This window comes from Bradyrhizobium sp. AUGA SZCCT0431 (assembly GCF_018131065.1).
Lineage (GTDB): Bacteria > Pseudomonadota > Alphaproteobacteria > Rhizobiales > Xanthobacteraceae > Bradyrhizobium.
Genome location: NZ_JAFCLR010000042.1, coordinates 42,337 through 60,191 on the forward strand (window position 1 = coordinate 42,337; position 17,855 = coordinate 60,191).

At 59.8% G+C, this 17,855-nt stretch carries 23 protein-coding genes; 8 read left to right on the forward strand and 15 right to left on the reverse strand.

The features are described 5' to 3' along the window. Positions 1–120 precede the first annotated feature (120 nt). Positions 121–1,167: a class I SAM-dependent methyltransferase gene (locus tag JQ567_RS30715; RefSeq protein WP_212442295.1), complete on the forward strand. Its 1,047-nt coding sequence runs from the start codon at positions 121–123 to the stop codon at positions 1,165–1,167. Positions 1,168–1,384: 217 nt separating this feature from the next. Then, positions 1,385–1,570 carry a hypothetical protein gene (locus JQ567_RS30720; RefSeq protein WP_212442296.1) on the forward strand — a complete coding sequence of 62 codons (186 nt, stop codon included), beginning with the start codon at positions 1,385–1,387 and terminating at the stop codon, positions 1,568–1,570. A gap of 181 nt (positions 1,571–1,751) precedes the next feature. On the opposite strand, the gene JQ567_RS30725 is transcribed toward JQ567_RS30720, so the two are convergent. Continuing rightward, positions 1,752–1,937, reverse strand: coding sequence for a hypothetical protein (locus JQ567_RS30725; protein WP_212266011.1), 186 nt, complete (start codon positions 1,935–1,937; stop codon positions 1,752–1,754). Between the two features lie 397 nt (positions 1,938–2,334). Between JQ567_RS30725 and JQ567_RS30730 the strand changes: the two genes are divergently transcribed. Further along, on the forward strand, positions 2,335–3,645 hold the full coding sequence (locus JQ567_RS30730; RefSeq protein WP_312017493.1) for a TadE/TadG family type IV pilus assembly protein: 1,311 nt from the start codon (positions 2,335–2,337) through the stop codon (positions 3,643–3,645). Between the two features lie 151 nt (positions 3,646–3,796). Here the strand turns inward: JQ567_RS30730 and JQ567_RS30735 are convergent, their stop codons facing one another. After that, the gene (locus tag JQ567_RS30735; protein ID WP_212442298.1) at positions 3,797–4,060 is read right to left on the reverse strand and encodes a DUF3551 domain-containing protein; all 264 of its coding nucleotides are present in this window, start codon (positions 4,058–4,060) and stop codon (positions 3,797–3,799) included. Positions 4,061–4,379: 319 nt separating this feature from the next. On the opposite strand from JQ567_RS30735, the gene JQ567_RS30740 reads away from it, so the two are divergent. Continuing rightward, entirely contained in the window at positions 4,380–4,646 is a 267-nt protein-coding gene (locus JQ567_RS30740) for a DUF3551 domain-containing protein (RefSeq protein WP_212442299.1), read from the forward strand. A gap of 31 nt (positions 4,647–4,677) precedes the next feature. Here JQ567_RS30740 and JQ567_RS30745 read toward each other — a convergent pair whose 3' ends face one another. From JQ567_RS30745 to JQ567_RS30765, 5 genes are all read right to left on the reverse strand, one after another. Continuing rightward, positions 4,678–4,857, reverse strand: coding sequence for a hypothetical protein (locus tag JQ567_RS30745; RefSeq protein ID WP_212266008.1), 180 nt, complete (start codon positions 4,855–4,857; stop codon positions 4,678–4,680). Between the two features lie 260 nt (positions 4,858–5,117). Then, positions 5,118–5,357, reverse strand: a complete 240-nt coding sequence (locus JQ567_RS30750) for a DUF6894 family protein (RefSeq protein WP_212442300.1) — start codon at positions 5,355–5,357, stop codon at positions 5,118–5,120. Between the two features lie 474 nt (positions 5,358–5,831). Beyond that, positions 5,832–6,038, reverse strand: a complete 207-nt coding sequence (locus JQ567_RS30755) for a hypothetical protein (protein ID WP_212442301.1) — start codon at positions 6,036–6,038, stop codon at positions 5,832–5,834. 163 nt (positions 6,039–6,201) lie between these two features. Further along, positions 6,202–6,897: a Crp/Fnr family transcriptional regulator gene (locus tag JQ567_RS30760; RefSeq protein WP_212442302.1), complete on the reverse strand. Its 696-nt coding sequence runs from the start codon at positions 6,895–6,897 to the stop codon at positions 6,202–6,204. A gap of 689 nt (positions 6,898–7,586) precedes the next feature. Beyond that, the gene (locus tag JQ567_RS30765; protein ID WP_212442303.1) at positions 7,587–7,793 is read right to left on the reverse strand and encodes a hypothetical protein; all 207 of its coding nucleotides are present in this window, start codon (positions 7,791–7,793) and stop codon (positions 7,587–7,589) included. A gap of 109 nt (positions 7,794–7,902) precedes the next feature. On the opposite strand from JQ567_RS30765, the gene JQ567_RS30770 reads away from it, so the two are divergent. Together JQ567_RS30770 and JQ567_RS30775 are read left to right on the forward strand one after the other, a co-directional pair. Beyond that, on the forward strand, positions 7,903–8,256 hold the full coding sequence (locus JQ567_RS30770; RefSeq protein ID WP_212442304.1) for a hypothetical protein: 354 nt from the start codon (positions 7,903–7,905) through the stop codon (positions 8,254–8,256). Positions 8,257–8,351: 95 nt separating this feature from the next. After that, positions 8,352–8,540 (forward strand): hypothetical protein, encoded by a 189-nt coding sequence (locus JQ567_RS30775; protein WP_212002287.1) that lies wholly within the window; start codon positions 8,352–8,354, stop codon positions 8,538–8,540. A 182-nt stretch (positions 8,541–8,722) separates the two neighbouring features. Here the strand turns inward: JQ567_RS30775 and JQ567_RS30780 are convergent, their stop codons facing one another. Both JQ567_RS30780 and JQ567_RS30785 read right to left on the reverse strand, forming a co-directional pair. Beyond that, on the reverse strand, positions 8,723–9,109 hold the full coding sequence (locus JQ567_RS30780; protein WP_212442305.1) for a response regulator: 387 nt from the start codon (positions 9,107–9,109) through the stop codon (positions 8,723–8,725). Between the two features lie 175 nt (positions 9,110–9,284). Next, a complete protein-coding gene (locus JQ567_RS30785; protein WP_212442306.1) occupies positions 9,285–9,482 on the reverse strand; it encodes a hypothetical protein in 198 nt (65 codons plus the stop codon). A 942-nt stretch (positions 9,483–10,424) separates the two neighbouring features. Between JQ567_RS30785 and JQ567_RS30790 the strand changes: the two genes are divergently transcribed. Further along, positions 10,425–10,661 (forward strand): DUF6894 family protein, encoded by a 237-nt coding sequence (locus JQ567_RS30790; protein ID WP_212442307.1) that lies wholly within the window; start codon positions 10,425–10,427, stop codon positions 10,659–10,661. 224 nt (positions 10,662–10,885) lie between these two features. Here the strand turns inward: JQ567_RS30790 and JQ567_RS30795 are convergent, their stop codons facing one another. The 3 genes from JQ567_RS30795 to JQ567_RS30805 form a co-directional block, all read right to left on the reverse strand. After that, a complete protein-coding gene (locus JQ567_RS30795) occupies positions 10,886–11,095 on the reverse strand; it encodes a hypothetical protein (RefSeq protein WP_212442308.1) in 210 nt (69 codons plus the stop codon). After that, entirely contained in the window at positions 11,095–11,295 is a 201-nt protein-coding gene (locus JQ567_RS30800) for a hypothetical protein (protein WP_212442309.1), read from the reverse strand. The genes JQ567_RS30795 and JQ567_RS30800 overlap by 1 nt, the downstream gene beginning before the upstream one ends. Before the next feature lie 546 nt (positions 11,296–11,841). After that, on the reverse strand, positions 11,842–11,991 hold the full coding sequence (locus JQ567_RS30805) for a hypothetical protein (RefSeq protein WP_212442310.1): 150 nt from the start codon (positions 11,989–11,991) through the stop codon (positions 11,842–11,844). 1,203 nt (positions 11,992–13,194) lie between these two features. On the opposite strand from JQ567_RS30805, the gene JQ567_RS30810 reads away from it, so the two are divergent. After that, on the forward strand, positions 13,195–13,842 hold the full coding sequence (locus JQ567_RS30810; protein WP_212442311.1) for an NAD(P)-dependent oxidoreductase: 648 nt from the start codon (positions 13,195–13,197) through the stop codon (positions 13,840–13,842). Positions 13,843–14,182: 340 nt separating this feature from the next. Here the strand turns inward: JQ567_RS30810 and JQ567_RS30815 are convergent, their stop codons facing one another. The 3 genes from JQ567_RS30815 to JQ567_RS30825 all read right to left on the reverse strand — a co-directional run bounded on the left by JQ567_RS30815 (position 14,183) and on the right by JQ567_RS30825 (position 16,039). Continuing rightward, entirely contained in the window at positions 14,183–14,428 is a 246-nt protein-coding gene (locus JQ567_RS30815; protein WP_249165840.1) for a hypothetical protein, read from the reverse strand. Positions 14,429–15,309: 881 nt separating this feature from the next. After that, complete coding sequence (locus JQ567_RS30820; protein WP_212442312.1) at positions 15,310–15,603, reverse strand: DUF1330 domain-containing protein; 294 nt, start codon at positions 15,601–15,603, stop codon at positions 15,310–15,312. A gap of 199 nt (positions 15,604–15,802) precedes the next feature. Beyond that, entirely contained in the window at positions 15,803–16,039 is a 237-nt protein-coding gene (locus tag JQ567_RS30825) for a hypothetical protein (RefSeq protein WP_212442313.1), read from the reverse strand. Positions 16,040–17,855 lie beyond the last annotated feature (1,816 nt).

A 17,855-nucleotide genomic window follows, 5' to 3' on the forward strand; every position in this document is an offset into this window, starting at 1 on the left:
TGCCGATGGCTCGATTGCCCCGGAAGTGGCCATTCTGCCCCTTATCCGCAGGCGCCCAAAACCCTATTCCGACGCTGCGATGAAGTATCGCAGCAAATCCATTTCAGAAAAGATCACATCATGACCCTCGATATGACCAAACTCGAACCTTTATTGGGTACCGTCGTCAACGAACTCGGCGCGGCCTCCAACGCGGCCCTCGTCGTTATCGGCGACAAGCTCGGCCTTTTTCGCGCCCTCGCCACCGGCGAGATGACGCCCGCCGAACTCGCCGGCAAGACCGGCACGCATGAGCGTTACGTACGCGAATGGCTGTCGTCGCAGGCGGCGACCGGATTCGTGACCTACGATGCCGTGAGCGGCAATTTCTCGCTTTCGCCGGAGCAAGCTGCGGTGTTCGCGCTGGAAGACAGCCCCGTGAACATGGCCGGCGGATTTTATTCACTGGGCGCGATCTACGCCGACGAACCAAAGCTCACCGAGGCGTTCAAATCCGGCAAAGGGCTTGGCTGGGGAGAGCACTGCAATTGCCTGTTTTGCGGGGTCGAGCGCTTTTTTCGCCCGGGCTACAAGGCGCATCTTGTCGGCGAATGGCTGCCTGCGCTTGACGGGGTTGTTGCAAAGCTGGAGCGCGGTGCCACAGTTGCCGACGTTGGTTGCGGCCATGGTGTATCGACTGTTCTGATGGCAAAGGCCTTTCCGAAGTCGAAGTTCATCGGATTCGACTTTCACGATGCGTCGATTGCGCATGCCAGAAAGCACGCGGAAGGCCTGAGCAATCTCCGTTTCGAAATGGCGCGCGCGCAGGACTTCGACGGCGCGGACTACGACCTCGTTACGATGTTCGACGCACTGCACGATATGGGCGATCCCGTCGCTGCGGTTGCGCACGCGCGAAAGGCGCTGAAGCCGGATGGAACGTTGATGCTGATCGAACCGATGGCCGGCGATTCACTTGCGGATAATCTCAATCCGATCGGGCGGGTCTACTATGCGTCGTCGACCCATATCTGCGTGCCGACATCGCTCAATCAGGAAGTGGGCGAAGCGCTTGGCGCCCAGGCGGGCCCGAAGCGCCTCGGTGAGGTGATCCGCAAGGGCGGCTTCTCGCAATGCCGTAAAGTGGCCGGCACACCGTTCAACATGATCCTCGAAGCAAGGCCCTGATGGCCCACACGCGTGACGTCCTGCCCGGGGCTCGAGCCATTCGGAAAATTGCTTCACGGCAAGCTTCCGGCATGGCCAGTCCGGGCCGGGCGACCAACGCTGCCCATGCGGCAGGCGGTTGACGAACGCCCTCTCGCTTGAATGCTGCTGCGACGTTTCGTGGATCAGCCAGCGCTGCCGGCGCTGGAACCCCGCGGCCTGGACGGCGTTGATTTGTATGGCAACCGTTCTGCGAAAACCCGTGATCATTGCCGCGATTGTCGCGGCCGTCTCGATTACCACCATCATCCTGGTAGATCACACCAACCTGATCGTTGACCGACGGGCTCCCCAGACGCCTCCCGGCACGACATTCAACACGGTGAATGACGCCGGCGCGACGGTCAATCCGACCCGGGCCTGAATCGGCGATCAAGCCGACGCCGCCCGGCCCGGCACCGGTTCAGCCGGCCATTCCGGCCAAGTAGCCGACGGCCCCCGTTGGTGCGCAAAAAAACCGATGGTGGTTGCCGGCAATCGCCTGCGAGTCGATGAATCTCGGATATCGGGCCGCGCCTTGCGCGGGACCGGCCGGCCCTACCGGGTCACTTGGCGTAGCCCTGGGATCGGAGCCACGCGACCTTGCGGTTTCCGTTCATCCAGTCATCGGCATCTGCCTTGCTGGTCAGCCCGGTGATCTCGCGTTGTTCGCTGCCCGGATAATCTGCCTGGATAGTCCAGTCGTCATCTGCGATCCGGACGGTCTTGAAGGTCACTTTTGCTTTTGCCATGAGACATTATGCACCATCCGGAGGGGACTGTGTGAGGTTTCTCACGATTGAAACCAGCGCGCAGGCAATGAAAAAGGGCGCCAACCGAGGCCGCCTTATCGTTCCAGCACATAGACCGTCTGGTTCGGCGGAATTTCTAGCCAAGACACTCCCGAAATCAACTTGGGGCACCCGGGGGGCAGATACTGACATCGCCCAGGACGGACGAGCGACAGCTTGATCCGCCTGCCCAAATTGAAAGCATGACGGCAACAATTCCGTAGAAGTACGCAAATCGCGTACCGCCAAAGCAGCGCCTCCGGGAAATCGCGGGGATCGTTCAATGGAACTTTACTGTTTGCCGTCTAACAAGCACCGACCATTACCGGCTGACATAGATCCGAGGGCGAGCCCAACCGTGCATCTTCAATTTTTTCGGGCTCTGGCCAACATTGCCAATTCGACGAGGATCGGCGCGATCGAGTGCGTCGCCCGCTTTGGAAAAAACAGCTCGGGAAATATCGCGGTGCTGTTCGGGATTGTGCTGGTGCCCCTGCTGATCGCCGTCGGCTGCGCCATCGACTATTCGGTGGCGAACAATCAGCGCACCAAAATGCAGTCGGCGCTCGATGCCGCGATCCTGGCTGGCTCGATCGCCGGCAAACAAGCGCTCGATTCCGGTGCCGGCAGCACCGCGGCGATTGCGGCAGCCAATGCCGCTGCCGCCAATTTCTTCTCTTCCAATATGACATCGGGCATCTCGGCCAGCATCACTACCAACTTCACGATGACCGGCCTCACGCTTGCGGGAAAGGGCACGGCGACCGGCACCGTTTCCAACTCCTTCCTGAAGGTGGCCGGCCATCCGACCACCCAATTGTCGACGGCCTCGCAGTCGAGCTCGACGGCCCAACCTTACCTTAACGTTTATCTCCTGATCGATATCTCCGCATCGATGCTGTTGCCATCGACCAGTGCGGGCATCACGCAGATGATAAACGGCCAGGGCGGCTGCGCGCTGGCCTGTCACGACAAGGCCAACGGCACCGATTCATATGCCTGGGCGCAGAAGAAGGGAATCGAACTGCGCTACCAGGTCGTCAATCAGGGCGTCCAGAATCTGCTGACACACCTCAACAGCAATTCCAGCCTGAAATCCCACGTCAAGGTCGGGCTGTGGTCGTTCGACGACAACCTGACGCAACTGACGGCTCCGACCTACACCTATTCGATGGTATCAAGCAATTTTCCGGCGCCTGCGCTTGCCAACACCGACGCATCGGCGGCAACGCCTTTCAACAGCCTGATATCGAAATTCATCACCGATGTCGGCCCCGCCGGTGACGGCAGCTCAGCGTCGAGTCCGCAGAAAATGGTGATCATTGCCACCGACGGCGTCAACGATCCGACACGCGCCTGGGTCTCGGAGCCATCGCTTCGGTCGCAGGTCAAGGTCTTCGACACCGCCTTCTGCAGCACGTTCAAGAGCAAGGGCGTCACCGTTGCGATCATCAATACGCCCTATTATCCGATGACCTGGGACTGGGGTTACAACGTGACGCTCGGCCAGCCCGGCAGCCTCGGCGGAGCGACCCGCGTCGACGATATTCCGATCGCCTTGTCGGCGTGCGCAGGCAAATATTTTACGGTGGCGTCAGACGTCGCCTCGATCCAATCGGCGTTCACAAAGCTTTTTGTGGCGGCATCGCCGATACGGCTGACGAACTAGCGCGCCGGGCGGATGAGCCGGAGCGCCATCGCCGTTCGAACTCAAGACAGGATGGCGGACTGCGCCGCCGCCTGTTCATCGGACCGCGCCTTGCGCGTCCCGTCGGGCTCACTCCGTCCTGCGGCCCTGGCCGAAACAGGCCGCCCGCAGATCAGTACCGGTCGTAGTACCGGCCGCGCGGATAGTAGGCGTACGAATGCATGGGGTTGATGCCACAATAGGCATCGGTCCCGTACGCGGTCGCCATGCACTGCTGGTAGCTGGAGAACTGGCAATTGCCGGGATAGCCCCACTGGCGGCCCTGCAGGCAATAACGATCCTGGATGCGCTCGGCTGCCGGAGCCGGCGTCATCGATCCGACGACGGTCAAAGCGGATACGGCTGCCAGGATGGCAAGGGAAACATTGCGGCGCATGATCGAAACTCCTTGAAATTGCTGTGAAGTGGGAATTGCTGAGAATTGCTTTCGGTAGATAGACGGGCCAGCCCCTCGAAAAGTTCAATCCGGAGCGGATTAATATGACGCGGCCGGTTGCCGGCGGATGACCTGAAGCGCCCCATTTCTTTTGAGGCGCAGGCCTAAGAACGATGCCCTGGTCGCCCGGAACCTTCCGAGCTTGTCAGGGATTTTCACAGCATCGTGTTGCAAGTCCGTTTGGCAGCAGACGCTACTCTCCAGCAGGCGGCCTCAGCAAAAAAGGCGGAGGCGGGCTGGTGACTTCGAGGACAATCCGATGCGCATTCTGGCTTTGATGTTTCTGACGATTGGTCTGGTTGCGGCCGCCGAACGAGCTCCGGCCCAGACCTATGACCCCGCGTTTCCAGTTTGTGCGCATGTCGTTCCATCGAGAGGCGGTTCTTTCGAAGATTGCATGTACTATACGATGGCCCAATGCGCGGCATCGGCTTCCGGCCGCGCTGCGCAGTGCTACCCCAACCCGTTTTACGCTCGTGCGGCAGCGCCAAGACAAAGCGAGCGGCGTTATCGCCGGGGCTACTGAGCCGGTCTAGCAGGCCCGTTGGCGGCCCTGTTCACCGGCTGCCCGATTTTGAAAGGGCCCGGTCGACGGCCAGTACCACCTGCGTGATGGCCTCGCTGCGCGTTTTCGTTTCGCCGGTTTTGGTGGTGTGGTCGTCAAGCGTCACCGCCCATCGCCACGAATTGGGCTGGTCGCCTTCGAAAACCAGGTAATTCTTGCCGCGGTATTCCATCGGAAAAAATTCGATACTTGTCTGCAATCAATGCCGGTCGCGCTAATCTCCCAACCTACCACGGTTCTGCATCCTGCTGCACGATGAAATTCGTGCGCCGCAGCCGAACGTGGCCGCGCCGGCAGGCGCGAAGCTTTCGAGGCGATCAGGCCAGCCCCTGCCCTCCCTGGCAATCTGGCCACCGCCTCCGCACATGGCGGACGCCGGTGAAAGACCGAACAGCAGCGCAAGGCCGTCGGTGCGAGGAGCAGGCGCTGGTTCTATTTCTCCTTCAGCGCACCCGGCAGCGCGTCGCGCAGATGGACGATAGCCAGCACGTTTCCTGCCTCGTCCGCGATCAGAATCCTCATCGGCATGCCGTCGGCAGCGAGGACGATCCACTCGGCAAGCATTTCGCGCGCCGCCAGCAGCGCTTCCCGTCGCGCGGCTTCGAGGTCGGGCAGTTCGGTGCCGTCGGGATCGGTGTCCAGCTCATCGATGTGGAAATAATATCGCGGCATGCCGGTTCTCAACCACCAAGGCTAACACGCTACTCAACATACACATTTGCAATAAGTTGCTCTGTCGGTCGGCGAACAAGGGCGCCAGGACTCTTGCAAGTTTCCGTCCCAGCGTCGCTTAGCGAGCAAGACCAACGGCGAAGGGGCGGTTAGCGTGGGGACATCATCGCCCGATTCCCCAGGACGGCGCCGGGCGAACAATCCTCACCGTAGAACTCACGATCGGGTAACGTCGCGTCGCACCGCGCGGGAGGCTTGCCGGGCACGGCCGGCCGAGCCGCTCGTTGCCTGCTAATCCGAGTCGCCGGGGCGCTCCAGCTTGATCACCAGTCGGGTGCCACTCCAAAGCTCGATATCGTGGCCGTCGAGCAGTTTGCCTGGCCCGGACGATGGCGTCGGCATCGCTGGGAGACGTAAATTTGCGTGAGCCCGTAACATGGCCGTCCTGGCCGACCGTATACGCACGGTACTCGATCACTTGCGCGATGCCAGCCCTGGCGACGACAGCCACCGGTTCATGCGTGAAGCTGCTTCAGCCTGTTGCGCCCGGCGCAAAAGCAGCTCCCGGGCCATGCTGCCGGCAGGTTGATCTTCAGCTGCTTCCTTGAACCGTAGGGCTTCTTCCGCCAACCGCTCCTCAAACGTGGCCGTGTGCTTGATCCGCCTTCTCGTCTGGACCATGGCCTTGTCCTCACACAAAACGCCCTTGGCCGATTTTAATCCGCGGTCGTCCGGATCGTCTGTCCGGTGCCCGACATTTCAGGCATTCGTTCGCCCGCGCGCGAGGCTTGCGACGTGTTGCTCCGGCTGGCATCGGGAAAATCGCACGCCCGGGCGGCAGCTTTCAGCTGTCGAAGATGCGCGCGTAGTGAGAATTGACGGCTGCATCGCACTCGCAAGCGCGCTGCTGAATCTTGGCAATGTCGATGATGTGAACCCGGCCTCGCGAATAGGAGATCAAGCCGGCGTCCTGTAATTTTCCCGCCACTGCCGTGACGCTGGTTCGGCGGACGCCGATCATTTGGGCGAGAAATTCCTGCGTCAGCGGCATGTCGTCGCCGACGAGTTGTTGCATCCGCAGCAGCCATTTGCAGGTGCGGGAATAGACGTCATGAACCGCGTTGCACGCACAGGTCTGTTGCACCTGCGCGAGGAAGAACTGTTCATAGTGCATCAGCGTCTGCCGCAGTTTCGGATTTTCCTGGGTGAGTTCGCGAAGCCGGTTGGCATCGACAACCGAAGCGGACCCTGCAACCAGCATCGCGACATGGTTCAGGGAGATCTTGTGATCCATCGCGGGGCCTGCGCCGTACTGACCGTCCCTGCCGATCATGCCGGTTTCGATCCGGCCTCCGTTGGATAGCTCGACGACGCAGGAAATGATGCCGCCATGCGGGAAGTATACCCTCTGGACATGCGCATGGGTTTCCGCGATCGCAAAACCTTGACGCAGTTCTGCGATGGTGAGGTGCGGCTCGAGCTGCGCGAACATGGCGCGATCGAGCCGGGACAAGAGTTGATTTTCGCGATGACCGCGCATGGTGCTCCCTCCGGAACAGGCGGGAGCGCGACAAACTCTCAGTCACCGAAAGATGCCCAGGACGGCGCGGTGATAATGTCATCTAGCAGACATTTGCGGCCTTCGTCTGTCTCGTAGGCAACTTATAAATTCGACCGAGGTTCGAAACAGGCCAGCGGTTCCGGCGTGGCCCGATTGGGGTTGTGGAGGGTACAAGGGAGAAAAGGCGGCCAACCGAGGCGGCCTAGATCAACGCAAGCGCAATACCAAAGCACGCGATCAGCGTCGCGGTGCTCAGTGACATCACGACGAGGGCCTCTTCCTTGCGCTTTTCCAAATCGTCCATCCGGATTTTACGCCGACGGCGCGGCTTTGTTCCGCTGCTCGTCGATCTCGCGGAGTTTCATTTCGGGAACTCTTGGGGCGGATGGACGAAAGCGCAATTCGCCGTCCGACCTGAAGACCAAAGGGCGGATGAGCCGGAGCTAGGACGAACTTCGCAGGACCTGAGGCGGCCTAGCCGGACGATCTTGCCATGTGAGAAATGACGGCCTTCGCACTGCGGGAATAGTGCGAGCCATGGAAATGCTCGTCCACAAATTGGAGCACAAGGAGAGCAACGATCGTGGCCGCCAACACCCTCATTCGAATATCGTCGCGCCAGTGACTTAACGGCAAGTAAACAGGCCGCCAACTGCGGCGGCCTTCACCTACGATTTCGTCGGGCGGGGTTTGGCCGGGAAAAGCCAGTCATAAATCCCGCCACAGATCTCGATCAAGCAAACAAGAAGGAAGGCGATTCCGGGCCCCAGCAAGAAGATGGCAAGGCCCAGGAACAGCAGCACGCCACAAACGATGATCGCCGCCACTTTGACGTCGCTCGCGATTCCGTCCTGTCTCGTCAGCAGCGCAATCATCACGACCTCTCGTCTGTTGCACCCAATCTAGGTCGGCCGCTGCTGTTTTCAAACCCGCGTGCGGGGCGGACGGGCGACAGCGTATTCCGCCGTCCGGACCCGAAACAAAATGGCGGATTGCGCCTTCGATTATTGGCCGGGCGCTTTCTGGGCGGGCGCCGGTGGAGCGCTCAATCGTCTGATCAGCAACGCCAGCAATCCGGGGATTAGCGAGATGAGAAATCCGCAGGCGAGGATGGCGTTAAACGGTCCACCCAAGCCAACGATCGCAGGATACATCATCAGCAAGAACCCGTTGATCAAAACCACCGGGATTGCAAACGCAAATCCGATCACCCAATTCATTTCATCGACCTGTGCCGTTGACGCGGGAGGCATCGTATCGAACAGACCGGTGGTTGCAAGGCAAGGTCTCGGCGTGCAGTGCGCTGCGCTGGAAGCGCGACCGTGGGGAAAGCCGTAGCGCGCATCCGGGCGGATTAGCGACAGGCCAGACCTCGGTAACGAAAAATTAACCCTGCTCGCGCCACCCTTTCATCAGATGGAGGGGCGCCGAGAATGCAGGTTTTCAGAATGACGCTGAGTGATGGCGCGAGGAAATTCCACATCGCCATTCAGGCACCGGATGCCGCCGCCGCGGAGACGAAGGCCGCCGATTGTTTCGATACTTCGAAGTGGCAGATTCTCAATATCAGGCGCGCCGGCGTGGTGGCCGCCAGGCCGGAACCGCAATCCGTCGCGGCTTGATCCCTAGGGAATGTGATCCGGCCCCTGCCCGCCGCGTTCGCTTAACCTCCGCTGCCTTGTCTTCCTTGTCGGCTCCGCGCGCTCAATCCGTCCTGCTGCCCTGAAGCAATCCTGCAGCAACGTAATCGCGCGCGCGAACGCCCCCGTAACAAGCGGGTCGAAGAAATCCTGCGGCACATCGCCTACGTCGGCGGCGCGCCGATATTGAGCAAGTTGGAAATGGCGGTCACAAGCTGCGCCGGGGCAAAGGGTTTGGCGAGCAGGACACTGTTGGGGACGCCCTTGGATGCCCACTCGCCTTCGTGAGTGCCGGTCATATAGATAACGGGCATCGCCGGATCGGCCTCTCTTGCCGCGCGAGCGACTTCCCATCCGTTCAGTCTTCCGAGCAGATTGACGTCGGTCACGACCGCCCGGTATTGCGTTTCATCACCCTGGAGAAGCGCAATGGCTTCCTCACCGGATGTTGTGATGGCTGATTTAAACCCGCCGTCCGAAAGCGCATCTTCGACCATGGCCTGAATGAGCTGGTCGTCCTCGACGACCAGTATGGTAACCGCATGATCCACTTCAGCCGCTCCCTGCTGCAGTATTGCAGTCCTCCGGCAGGGCAAGTGACGCTGGAATGATTGGTTCCGAAATAATGTTCAAATGTGAACATTGGGCGCAGGATGCTGCGTTAGGTGCGCAGGATCGGCGTTGGCTTCAAGCCAGGCCGTGGCTTGATCGACGCAGGCTTTGGCGTCACCGTGGGGCCTGCAGGCCCGGTGACGCCAGCCATTCCTGCATGTGCGAAGCTGTCTCGGCCTGTCGGGCCCGGCGAATGAGCTTGTCGCGCGCGGCGCCCGGCGGGGTGCCTCGCGCTTCCTTGCGCAGGCGTTCTGCCTCTTCTGCAAAACGTTGATCTAGCGGGGCGGTCTGTTTGAAACTGCGTCGCTGCATGGCGCTGCTCCATTCCTGAGGGGGCGGGAGCGCAACCGGCGATCTCATCACCGATGGAAGCCACTGGCCGGGCGGTGATGCCACGATAATACGCTGCTGGCACTGCCAGTCTGTCCACTTGTGCACACAGCGGAAATCAGGCGGCGGCAGCGTCATCCTCCGTCCGAAGACAAAAATGGCGATGACGCCTTCCGCCCTCTCCCTGAGGTACGGCGGACAACCCGGCTGGGCGCTTGAATTCCCTTTCTTGATGTGGCCACAAATTTCTTATCGTCTACCCTATTGCCTGTTGCTTCTTCGGGAGGCTTGGGAAAATGAAGGCTGGAGAACCGGCGCATTGCCCTACCTGTCAAAGCGACATGACCCTCGTTCGTACGCAGCCAGATCAACCCGGATTTGAGTTGCAAACCTTGCACTGCCCGAAGTGCGATATCACGCATCGCTGGATGGTCAGGAAGCAAGCCTCGCCGCCAAGCGGGTCCAGACTTGTCAGCAAGCGACCCAGGCCCAAAATCCTCGCGCGTTTCTGGAAGAAAAAATAGAGGCTCGCAGGACGGATTAGCGACAGCGTAATTAGCCGACCTACGGTCCCGGGATGATGGCTCTTAAAGCCTGATCGCCTGCCGGCGTTATGCAGTACGTTCGGCCGTCCGGTTGTTTTTCAATCCAGCCTTTCGCGAACATTCCCGCAATAATTTTCTTCCCTGCTGGATGCATCTGTTCTGGCCGAAGCCCGCGCGTGCGGTTCATCTTTTGTAACGCGGTGCGCTCCGTGGCGTGCGGAATGTGACTGGGCCGCGCTGGCATTCATTTCCCTTCGGCTTCACCCCTCGCGCGATGACATGGAACCAACGCTTTCAGTGGTGGGGCGTTCCCCTGGACCGGGCGGCCCGATATCGGAACAATGCTGTCTGCAGCAGCTTGGCAATCTGGAGGTTACCAATGCCCCGCTACTTTTTCGATGTTAAGAACGGCCACAGGCTTTTTGATTCATCAGGCTTTGTTTGCGACGACGATACCGCTGCCATCATCAGGGCGACGGTGATCGCCGTAGGCGTTTCACTCGATAAGCCCGAAGACGATCCTGAACGCCGCATCGCTATCATCAATGATGCGGGACGGGAGATTGGCACCGTGCCTGTATATTCCAGGCCTTCATACGAAAACCCGGCCCAATAACACCAGGCTTCGATTTGCGGCGGCGTTAACTGGCGAAAGGCATCCTGAGCTTTCGGGCCTTCGCTCGAACGACCGTGACCGGGCGCGTAGCGCGGATCAGCGACAGCGTCATCCGCCGTTCGGTCGTTGCTTCCATTCGACTATGAGCCGGAAAAGACGGCGGCAAGGGTCTCCAGCCACAGAGGCGCCAACTGCGGCGGCCTGCGGCTGTTGTCGTTTGAGGTTCAAGCCTCCGCGCTGACGAAAATATCGAACAACTCGTAAGCCTGTTGCGGCGACTTTCCTTCCTTGAATGCGTTTGGGAAACTGAAGATCGCATCCGCTAGAAGGAATTCATCCTGGACAGGAAACAGGGCGCGAAGTTCGGCGAGCCAGTTCGCGTATGAGGGAGGGTTGAACTTGCCCAAGGTGTAGTTATCGCTGAATGCGTGCATTAGTTCGGAACCTTCAGACCGGGAGATCGCAGCCAGTCAATCAAGTGCGATCCGGTTTCGGCTTGTCGTGCCTTGCGGATCGTGGCCTCACGAACCGCGCCAGGTGGAAGCAATTTGGCTTGCTCGCGCAGGCAGTGTGCTTCTTCGGCAAGACGTTGCACGAGGATTTCAGGTGGCGTGTAGTGCTGTCTTTGCTGCATAGGGCTGCTCCGTTCCATAGAGGAAGGCGGGAGCGCAACCGCGCGTTCTCATCACCGATAGGGGCCAACAGGGGCGGTGCGGTGACCTCGGCAATCTGTCATGTCCGGCAGCCGACATACTGGTCAATACAGCTCACATCGCGAAATAGTTAACAACTCAAATCAACGCGTAGCGCGGATTAGCGACAGCGTCATCCGCCGTTCGGCTCGAAGCAACATGGCCCGGCGCTAGTTCTTCAGGACATCGTCGCGTCTCGCTGCGTCAACGGAGTCGATAGCGGCTATTGCTTCTTCACTTTGAACCTGCCGGAAGAGAGTCGTAAAGCTCTCGGCGATCCGTCGCCAAGCAGCCCTGTCCGTCTCATTCGTGGCCCGTCGCGCCTGGTCGTGGGCCGCTAGCGCCCGCCGCCAATATTCGGCGCTGTTATCCATGTCAGTATCTGCAATCGGGAAAAATACGTTTCGCACCGGCGACCGCCGGTCAATCCGGCTCTCGGGCAATTCCGAGGTAGGCCAGGACCAAGCGTCCGGGGCCGGCCGAGGACATCAGTCAATCTGAATCAGGACAGTTTTTTTTGCAGCGACTTGCGGGACGCTCGGCTTGCCCGGTCTTGGTTTGAGCGGTGGCAGACCGGAGCCGAGTTCGAACAGCGCCGCGAGAAGGTGGCAGATTGCTTCCAGGACGACTTCGGCCATCTAACCCTCGCAGAGGGGAATTCGGACGCCTCTGAATGGGTCGGAGGGTTGGGGAAGCAAGTTCAGTCACTTTTGGAGACGGTCCTGATCACGGAATCAGGAAGCGCGACGTGACCCGCACGGAGCGGGCTCCGTCAGAAATGGAACTTGATCAAACGAGCGGGCACGACAGGTGTATTAACAACGGGCGGCTTGGGTTCCTTGTGGGGCACCGTCTGCCCCTTGGCGTTGGTCCCGCTCCGTGTTTTGGCGATATGTCGCCGTTGATCCGGAGCGAGTATGCGGTGGCGCTATCCCGCAGATTGTGACCGCGGTCACGCAGCGTCGCGATCTCGGACGCGCCGCTCTGAGTGAGCGGGCCGCTACGCTTCGCCAGCGCGCGGGGCGGATTAGCAACGGTAATCCGCCGCTCGAACCGAATAAAAAATGGCGGATACGGCCCTAGCCGGTGCGATAGGCGTCCAACGCGTGCGCCACGAAAACGCCTATGCTGAGGAAGGCCAACAGGGCTGCTATGAGCTCGGTCATCGGCGGCTCCCCTGGGTCATTGCCATGCCAACGATGGCAGCCGTGATGAAATGGCGGTAAATCGAATTGAGGATGGCGACTAACATGACCGTTCCCCTTGTTTGAGCTTCCCCTTGTTTGACCTGACATAGGCTACCGGCGCTCTGTTTCAGGACGACTTCGCGACCCGGGAAAACGGTTTCGTCCCGGCCGACCTTTAGGGCGGATTAGTGGCAGCGTAATCCGCCGTTCGAACCGAATACAAAATGGGCGGATGACGCCTTCCGCCTTCGCTCTTTGAGCCACGGCGGACAGGTCGGCTCGATCCGCCCTGCGGACCGACACCTTGGTATGGCTCGCCCTCTCCCGCGGGCCCAATCGACCGCAAACACGCCTCAACGTAGCGTCGTCGATACCGTGTGTAAGGCGGTGGCGGCGGTCAGCAGGAGACAAATCGGTCACAAAGGACCAGGCTGCCTCGTCTTTGGGATCAGCGCGGCGAATTCTGTCGATGCCGCGGCCGCCAACCCAAGGAGTCCTTTCCATCATGTCGTCGCAACAACAACGCCTGAACTGCGCCCGGCGGGCCCCCGAGCTGTTGCTGCCTGAATATCCACGCAAGGATGCTTCTGGTTTCACGGACCAAACCACTCCGCACGGCGATCGCGCTTCGAAGCCGCGCGACGGGAGGGTGTGATGAACGTCGTGGTCTTTGGTGCAACGGGGTCGACAGGACGGCTCGTCGTTGAGTCCGCCTTGTCCGCGGGTCACGCCGTCACTGCCTTTGTCCGTGACCCAAAGCGCATGCCCTTGACCCATCCGAGTCTCAGAATCGCCAAGGGCGATGCAATGGATCCAGCCTCGGTGGCATCTGCGGTCCAGGGTACGGATGCGGTCATCTGCACGTTGGGGGCGATACCTCAGGCGAAAGGCGATCGGGGTCGACGCCAGCCCGGTGTCCCGGTTTGCTCGGTGGGAACCAGGAACATTCTGGCCGCCATGCCACGAGGCCGCGGCCGGCTCATCGTCGAGAATTCGGTGAGTGTCGGTGAGAGCTACCACACCGGGAGTTTCGGCGCAGGCTTCCTGGTCAAGCTCGCACTCAGGAAGGTGATGGCAGACAAGGAGGAGCAGGAGGCAGCTGTTCGGAAGAGTGACTGCGATTGGACGATCGTTCGACCGGCAACGCTGACCTTCAAGCCTGCTCGCGGAAACCTGAAGGCCGGCACCGATCTGCGCTGGAACATCACCTCAACAGCCACCCGCGCTGATGTGGCCGAGTACATGGTCAAGATCCTCGATGACCCCGCGACCTACAAGAAGGCCATAACATTGCGCAACTAGTTTTGGTGGCGGACGGTCGTATGCCCGATTAGTGGAACATCGTTCACGGTAGGAGAACTACGGGAGTTCGCGAACGTCAGTTTCCGAATTTTCAAACGGCCCCAACGAGGGGGCCGCCAACCCGAATGACACGGGTTTTCCTCCAGCAGTCGGGGGGGCACCTTTCTGGCTGGAAGCTTCAAACAGACGCCCAGACAAGTCAGAGGTTCCAAAGCGAATTAGCTCGCAGGGCGAATTAGCGACAGCGTAATCCGCCGTCCGAACCAAAGACAAAGATTACGCCTTCCGCCTTCGCTCTTTGAGCTACGGCGGACAGGTCGGCGCAATCCGCCCAACGCGCTTACTGCTTTGTGGTGGCCGGGATGGTTTGAATTTCAATCATGTCCGCATCCTTGACGGTCACGGAACGCCCGGTTGCATCGGCTATCTTCCGTGCAAGCTCAATTGCGGCTTCCTCATCGACAACATCGAGAGCGATGATGCCTTTTCGCTTTAAGGCGTCCGGGTTTGTGATGTCGAGGGTCATGGGATGGGAAAGCGACTTTCGTGTCACTCGGGAGGTCTCAACCCGGGCGACGAAAGCCATTCCTGCATATGCGCGGCGGTTTCCGCCTGTCGTGCCCTGCGGATTAGCCTCTCTCGCTCAATCCCGGGCGGGGTGCCCCGCGCCTCATCACGCAGGCGCTCGGCCTGTTCTGCCAGGCGCTGATCTAGTGGGGTATCATGTTGGATACGGCGTCGTTGCATGGGCGCTGCTCCATTCCTGAGGAAGGCGGGAGCGCGACCGGCGTTCTCATCACCGATGTAAGCCACTGACCGTGCGGTGATCCCGACTTAACTGCCCCGGCCTATGTCGGGTTCCTGACGGAAGGCAGATTTAATGAAAGGGGCCAGGGCCCGGTTCCGCTACCCACTTCGGGGATGAACAGCTCGTCGGTCGGATTAGCGACAGCGTAATCCGCCGTCCAGTCGAAAACAAAACGGCGGATTAAGCCTTCCGCCTTCGCTCTTTGAGCTAACGCAGACAAGTCGGCTCAGTCCGCCCTACGGCCCTGCTTTGGACGATCACATAATGCATTAAGAAGCGGATAGAGCGACCTGCCGTCTTTCGGTTTCTCCAAGTCGTCGCCCGGCGCAACTTCTTGCGATACCTTTTCGCGCTCCAGTATTTTGTTCGCTCGCAAGGCAACCCAACTGCCATCAGCGTTCCGCTGATAGGCCGAGCAATCGACTTGCACCGCGGATTGTAGCTGCACTTGCTGAGCGAGGGCCGGACCAAGCGTTAAAGCAGACACCGCTATCAAAAGGACAATTATTCTCATGGATATCATCGTTCTCCCGGCCACCAATTAGCTCGTACGGTCGAAAACAAAACGGCGGATTACGCCGGAGCCCTGTCATCCGGTCAGCGCTTTGCGCGGACCCGTTGGGCTCGATTCGCCTACGGGCCTACATACTCGCGCCCCGTCAGATTTCCGCTTCAACAATTCGAATGTCGCGCTCTACGGCATCCCCGAGAAGCGCGTGAGCCGCCTGATAGGCTGGGCTTTCGTATGCGGCCTTGGCGCTTTCGACGCTATCGAACTCAATCAGAACGACCCGCTCATTAAGTCCCAACTCAAAGATCATTGCCGGCATGCCTCGAGCAAGTACTCGACCTCCAGCAGCTTCCAGAGCTGGCCTTGATACCTTTGCGTATGCTGCCATTGCTGCGGGATCTTTGATAGCGCGGTACGTCGCCACCCAATATGCCCTGGCCATGAACGTCTCCTAATTGATGCTACACAATGCTCTGCTTCCGGAGCAGCGTCTCAGCGTTCATATATGATTGTAAGAGCAGAAACTGTTCGTGACCAGAGCGCTTGCAAGCAGGCAATGGGGAAGCGTTGGGCGGATTGCGACAGCGTAATCCGCCGTCCGGTCGTCAATCCACCCTACGGCCCTTTATGGTCTCGTAGCGTCACTCAGTCGGCGACAATTCCAGCATCTTCTTTTCCGCAGCGTCGTACACCTTGACTTGGAGCATCGGAAACTCGGCTTTGAGATCCCTCGCCCTTTTCTGCGCCGCTTCAAGCGTTGGAAATACCGTCTTCATCCGGCCATCGACTTCCAAGCCAAAGCCCACGGTCATCACAAGGTCAGCGCGTGTGATGTTGCGGGGTTGCGGCTCGTCCGGTATCGTCAGAGGCTTTTTCATGGCAACTCCTTGGGTTGCCCCCTCCCTATCTAATCACTGCCCTCCTCGATAGAAGAGCAACGCCTTTCGCGAGGTTGTCCTGGTCGGTCAATCTTCGACTTTTTCAGCGTGTCGGCCGGCCATCAGATCCAAAGGTGTTTGGCTTTTTCCGTAGCCTCGCTGTCATCGGCGCAAACCATCGGCTCGTATCCGATGAAATGCCCGTCCTCGCCTACGATGTAAGCGCGATACTCTGGCATCAACGGCGCGCTTGCAGGCCCGGCGACCCTAGCCACTCCTGGACCTGCAAGGCGGTCTCCAACTGGCGAACCTGACGAATGAGATTGTCGCGCTTGATCCCTGGCGGCGTGCCTTGGGCTACTTTACGGAGGCGCTCTGCTTCGTGAGATAGACGTTGATCGAGTGGTTCGGACTGTTTGAAACGGCGTCGCTGCATGGGCGCTGCTCCATTCCTTGAGGGAGGCGGGAGCGCAACTGGCGTTCTCATCACCGATAGAAGCCGATGGCCGGGCGGTGATCGGGACAATCTGGCATGTCCGGTTTCCGACATAGTGATCAATATTGCTCACATCGCGAAATCGTTAGCAGCGCATAGGACCTGTTTTTGGCTGATGAAATTGAGCGATTGAAAATATCCGGTCCCATGAAAGAGGCCGCCAGCTGGGGCGGCCTTACGCTTGGGTCAGAGCCTTCTGGCGGGGTGCCGCAACCCTCTTGTTAGAGGCCGGTTCTGCAAGTCGCGCTTCGCGAGCTAGCCTGTCGCGCTCCTCCACCCCGGGCAGAGCCATTCGAGCCTCTCTCCAGCGACGCTCGGCCTCCTTCAACAGGCCTTTGTCGAGGGGGTCGATTTGTTTGAAACGTCGCCCTTCGGTCATAGACCTTATCCTTTAAGGAACGGGTAGTGGCCGAAATAGGCCACTCGCAGATTCAAAATAGGCCACTCACGCAACAGCGCCCCAAAGCCGAATGATGCTGAGTGGCGCTGTGCTAGCCCCGGAAAGTGCAATGCTCCGGTAGCTATCTGTCTGCAGGGACGGGCTAAGGTTCAAAGGATTGTTTTGGAACCGGCGCGGGCCGGGGTGCTCGGTCAAGGTGGCAGTGAGCGATCAACGTCACGGTCGACGGCACACCAAGTGTCCCAGGAGCCACCTTCTGATTTCCAGAAATTTTTGTTGACGCCACCCCCGACTCACCTGCATATCAATCCCCGTCTCATCCCTCTACGAGGGGCGTATCGCGATCGTCCGGACGCGGGGTGGGATGCGGTGGACGCCGATGTTGCGCTTGACGCGCGCGACAAAGGCGTACGGTGAAGTCGTGTGGTCCCGACGCCCCGATGCTGGCGTCAAGTTCTGAGGAGGCTAACGCTTCCAAGGGATGACGGTGACAACGAGCTCGGCCCGACCGAGGAGAGCACGAAGTAAGCCGTAAAGCCATTGCGCAGGGAATGTCGGATGCTCTCCGCTGCCCTGTATGCTCGTGTGCACCATCTTGTTGCACAATCGCACACGAGACCGCGGGTGCAGCGCGCACCCGGCATTCCCTGCTCCCTTGTTTTGGGGAGGAACGGATTGAACCACTCGGGCGCTTTGCGTCGCGGGATCGCGAAGGTGTGTCCTTCCGTCGTCCCGGCCTCGAGCTCAGATGCGCAATTGCGCATCGGGGGACCCATAACCACCGGCGTTAGCGATTGAAAGAACGTCGTCGAACATCGTCTTTCAAAACAACCGCCGCGGCGTATGGGTCCCGGCTCAAGGCCGGGACGACGGAGGTAGGGGCAATCCGGCGGCCAAACGACGGCCCAGCCACCGGAAAT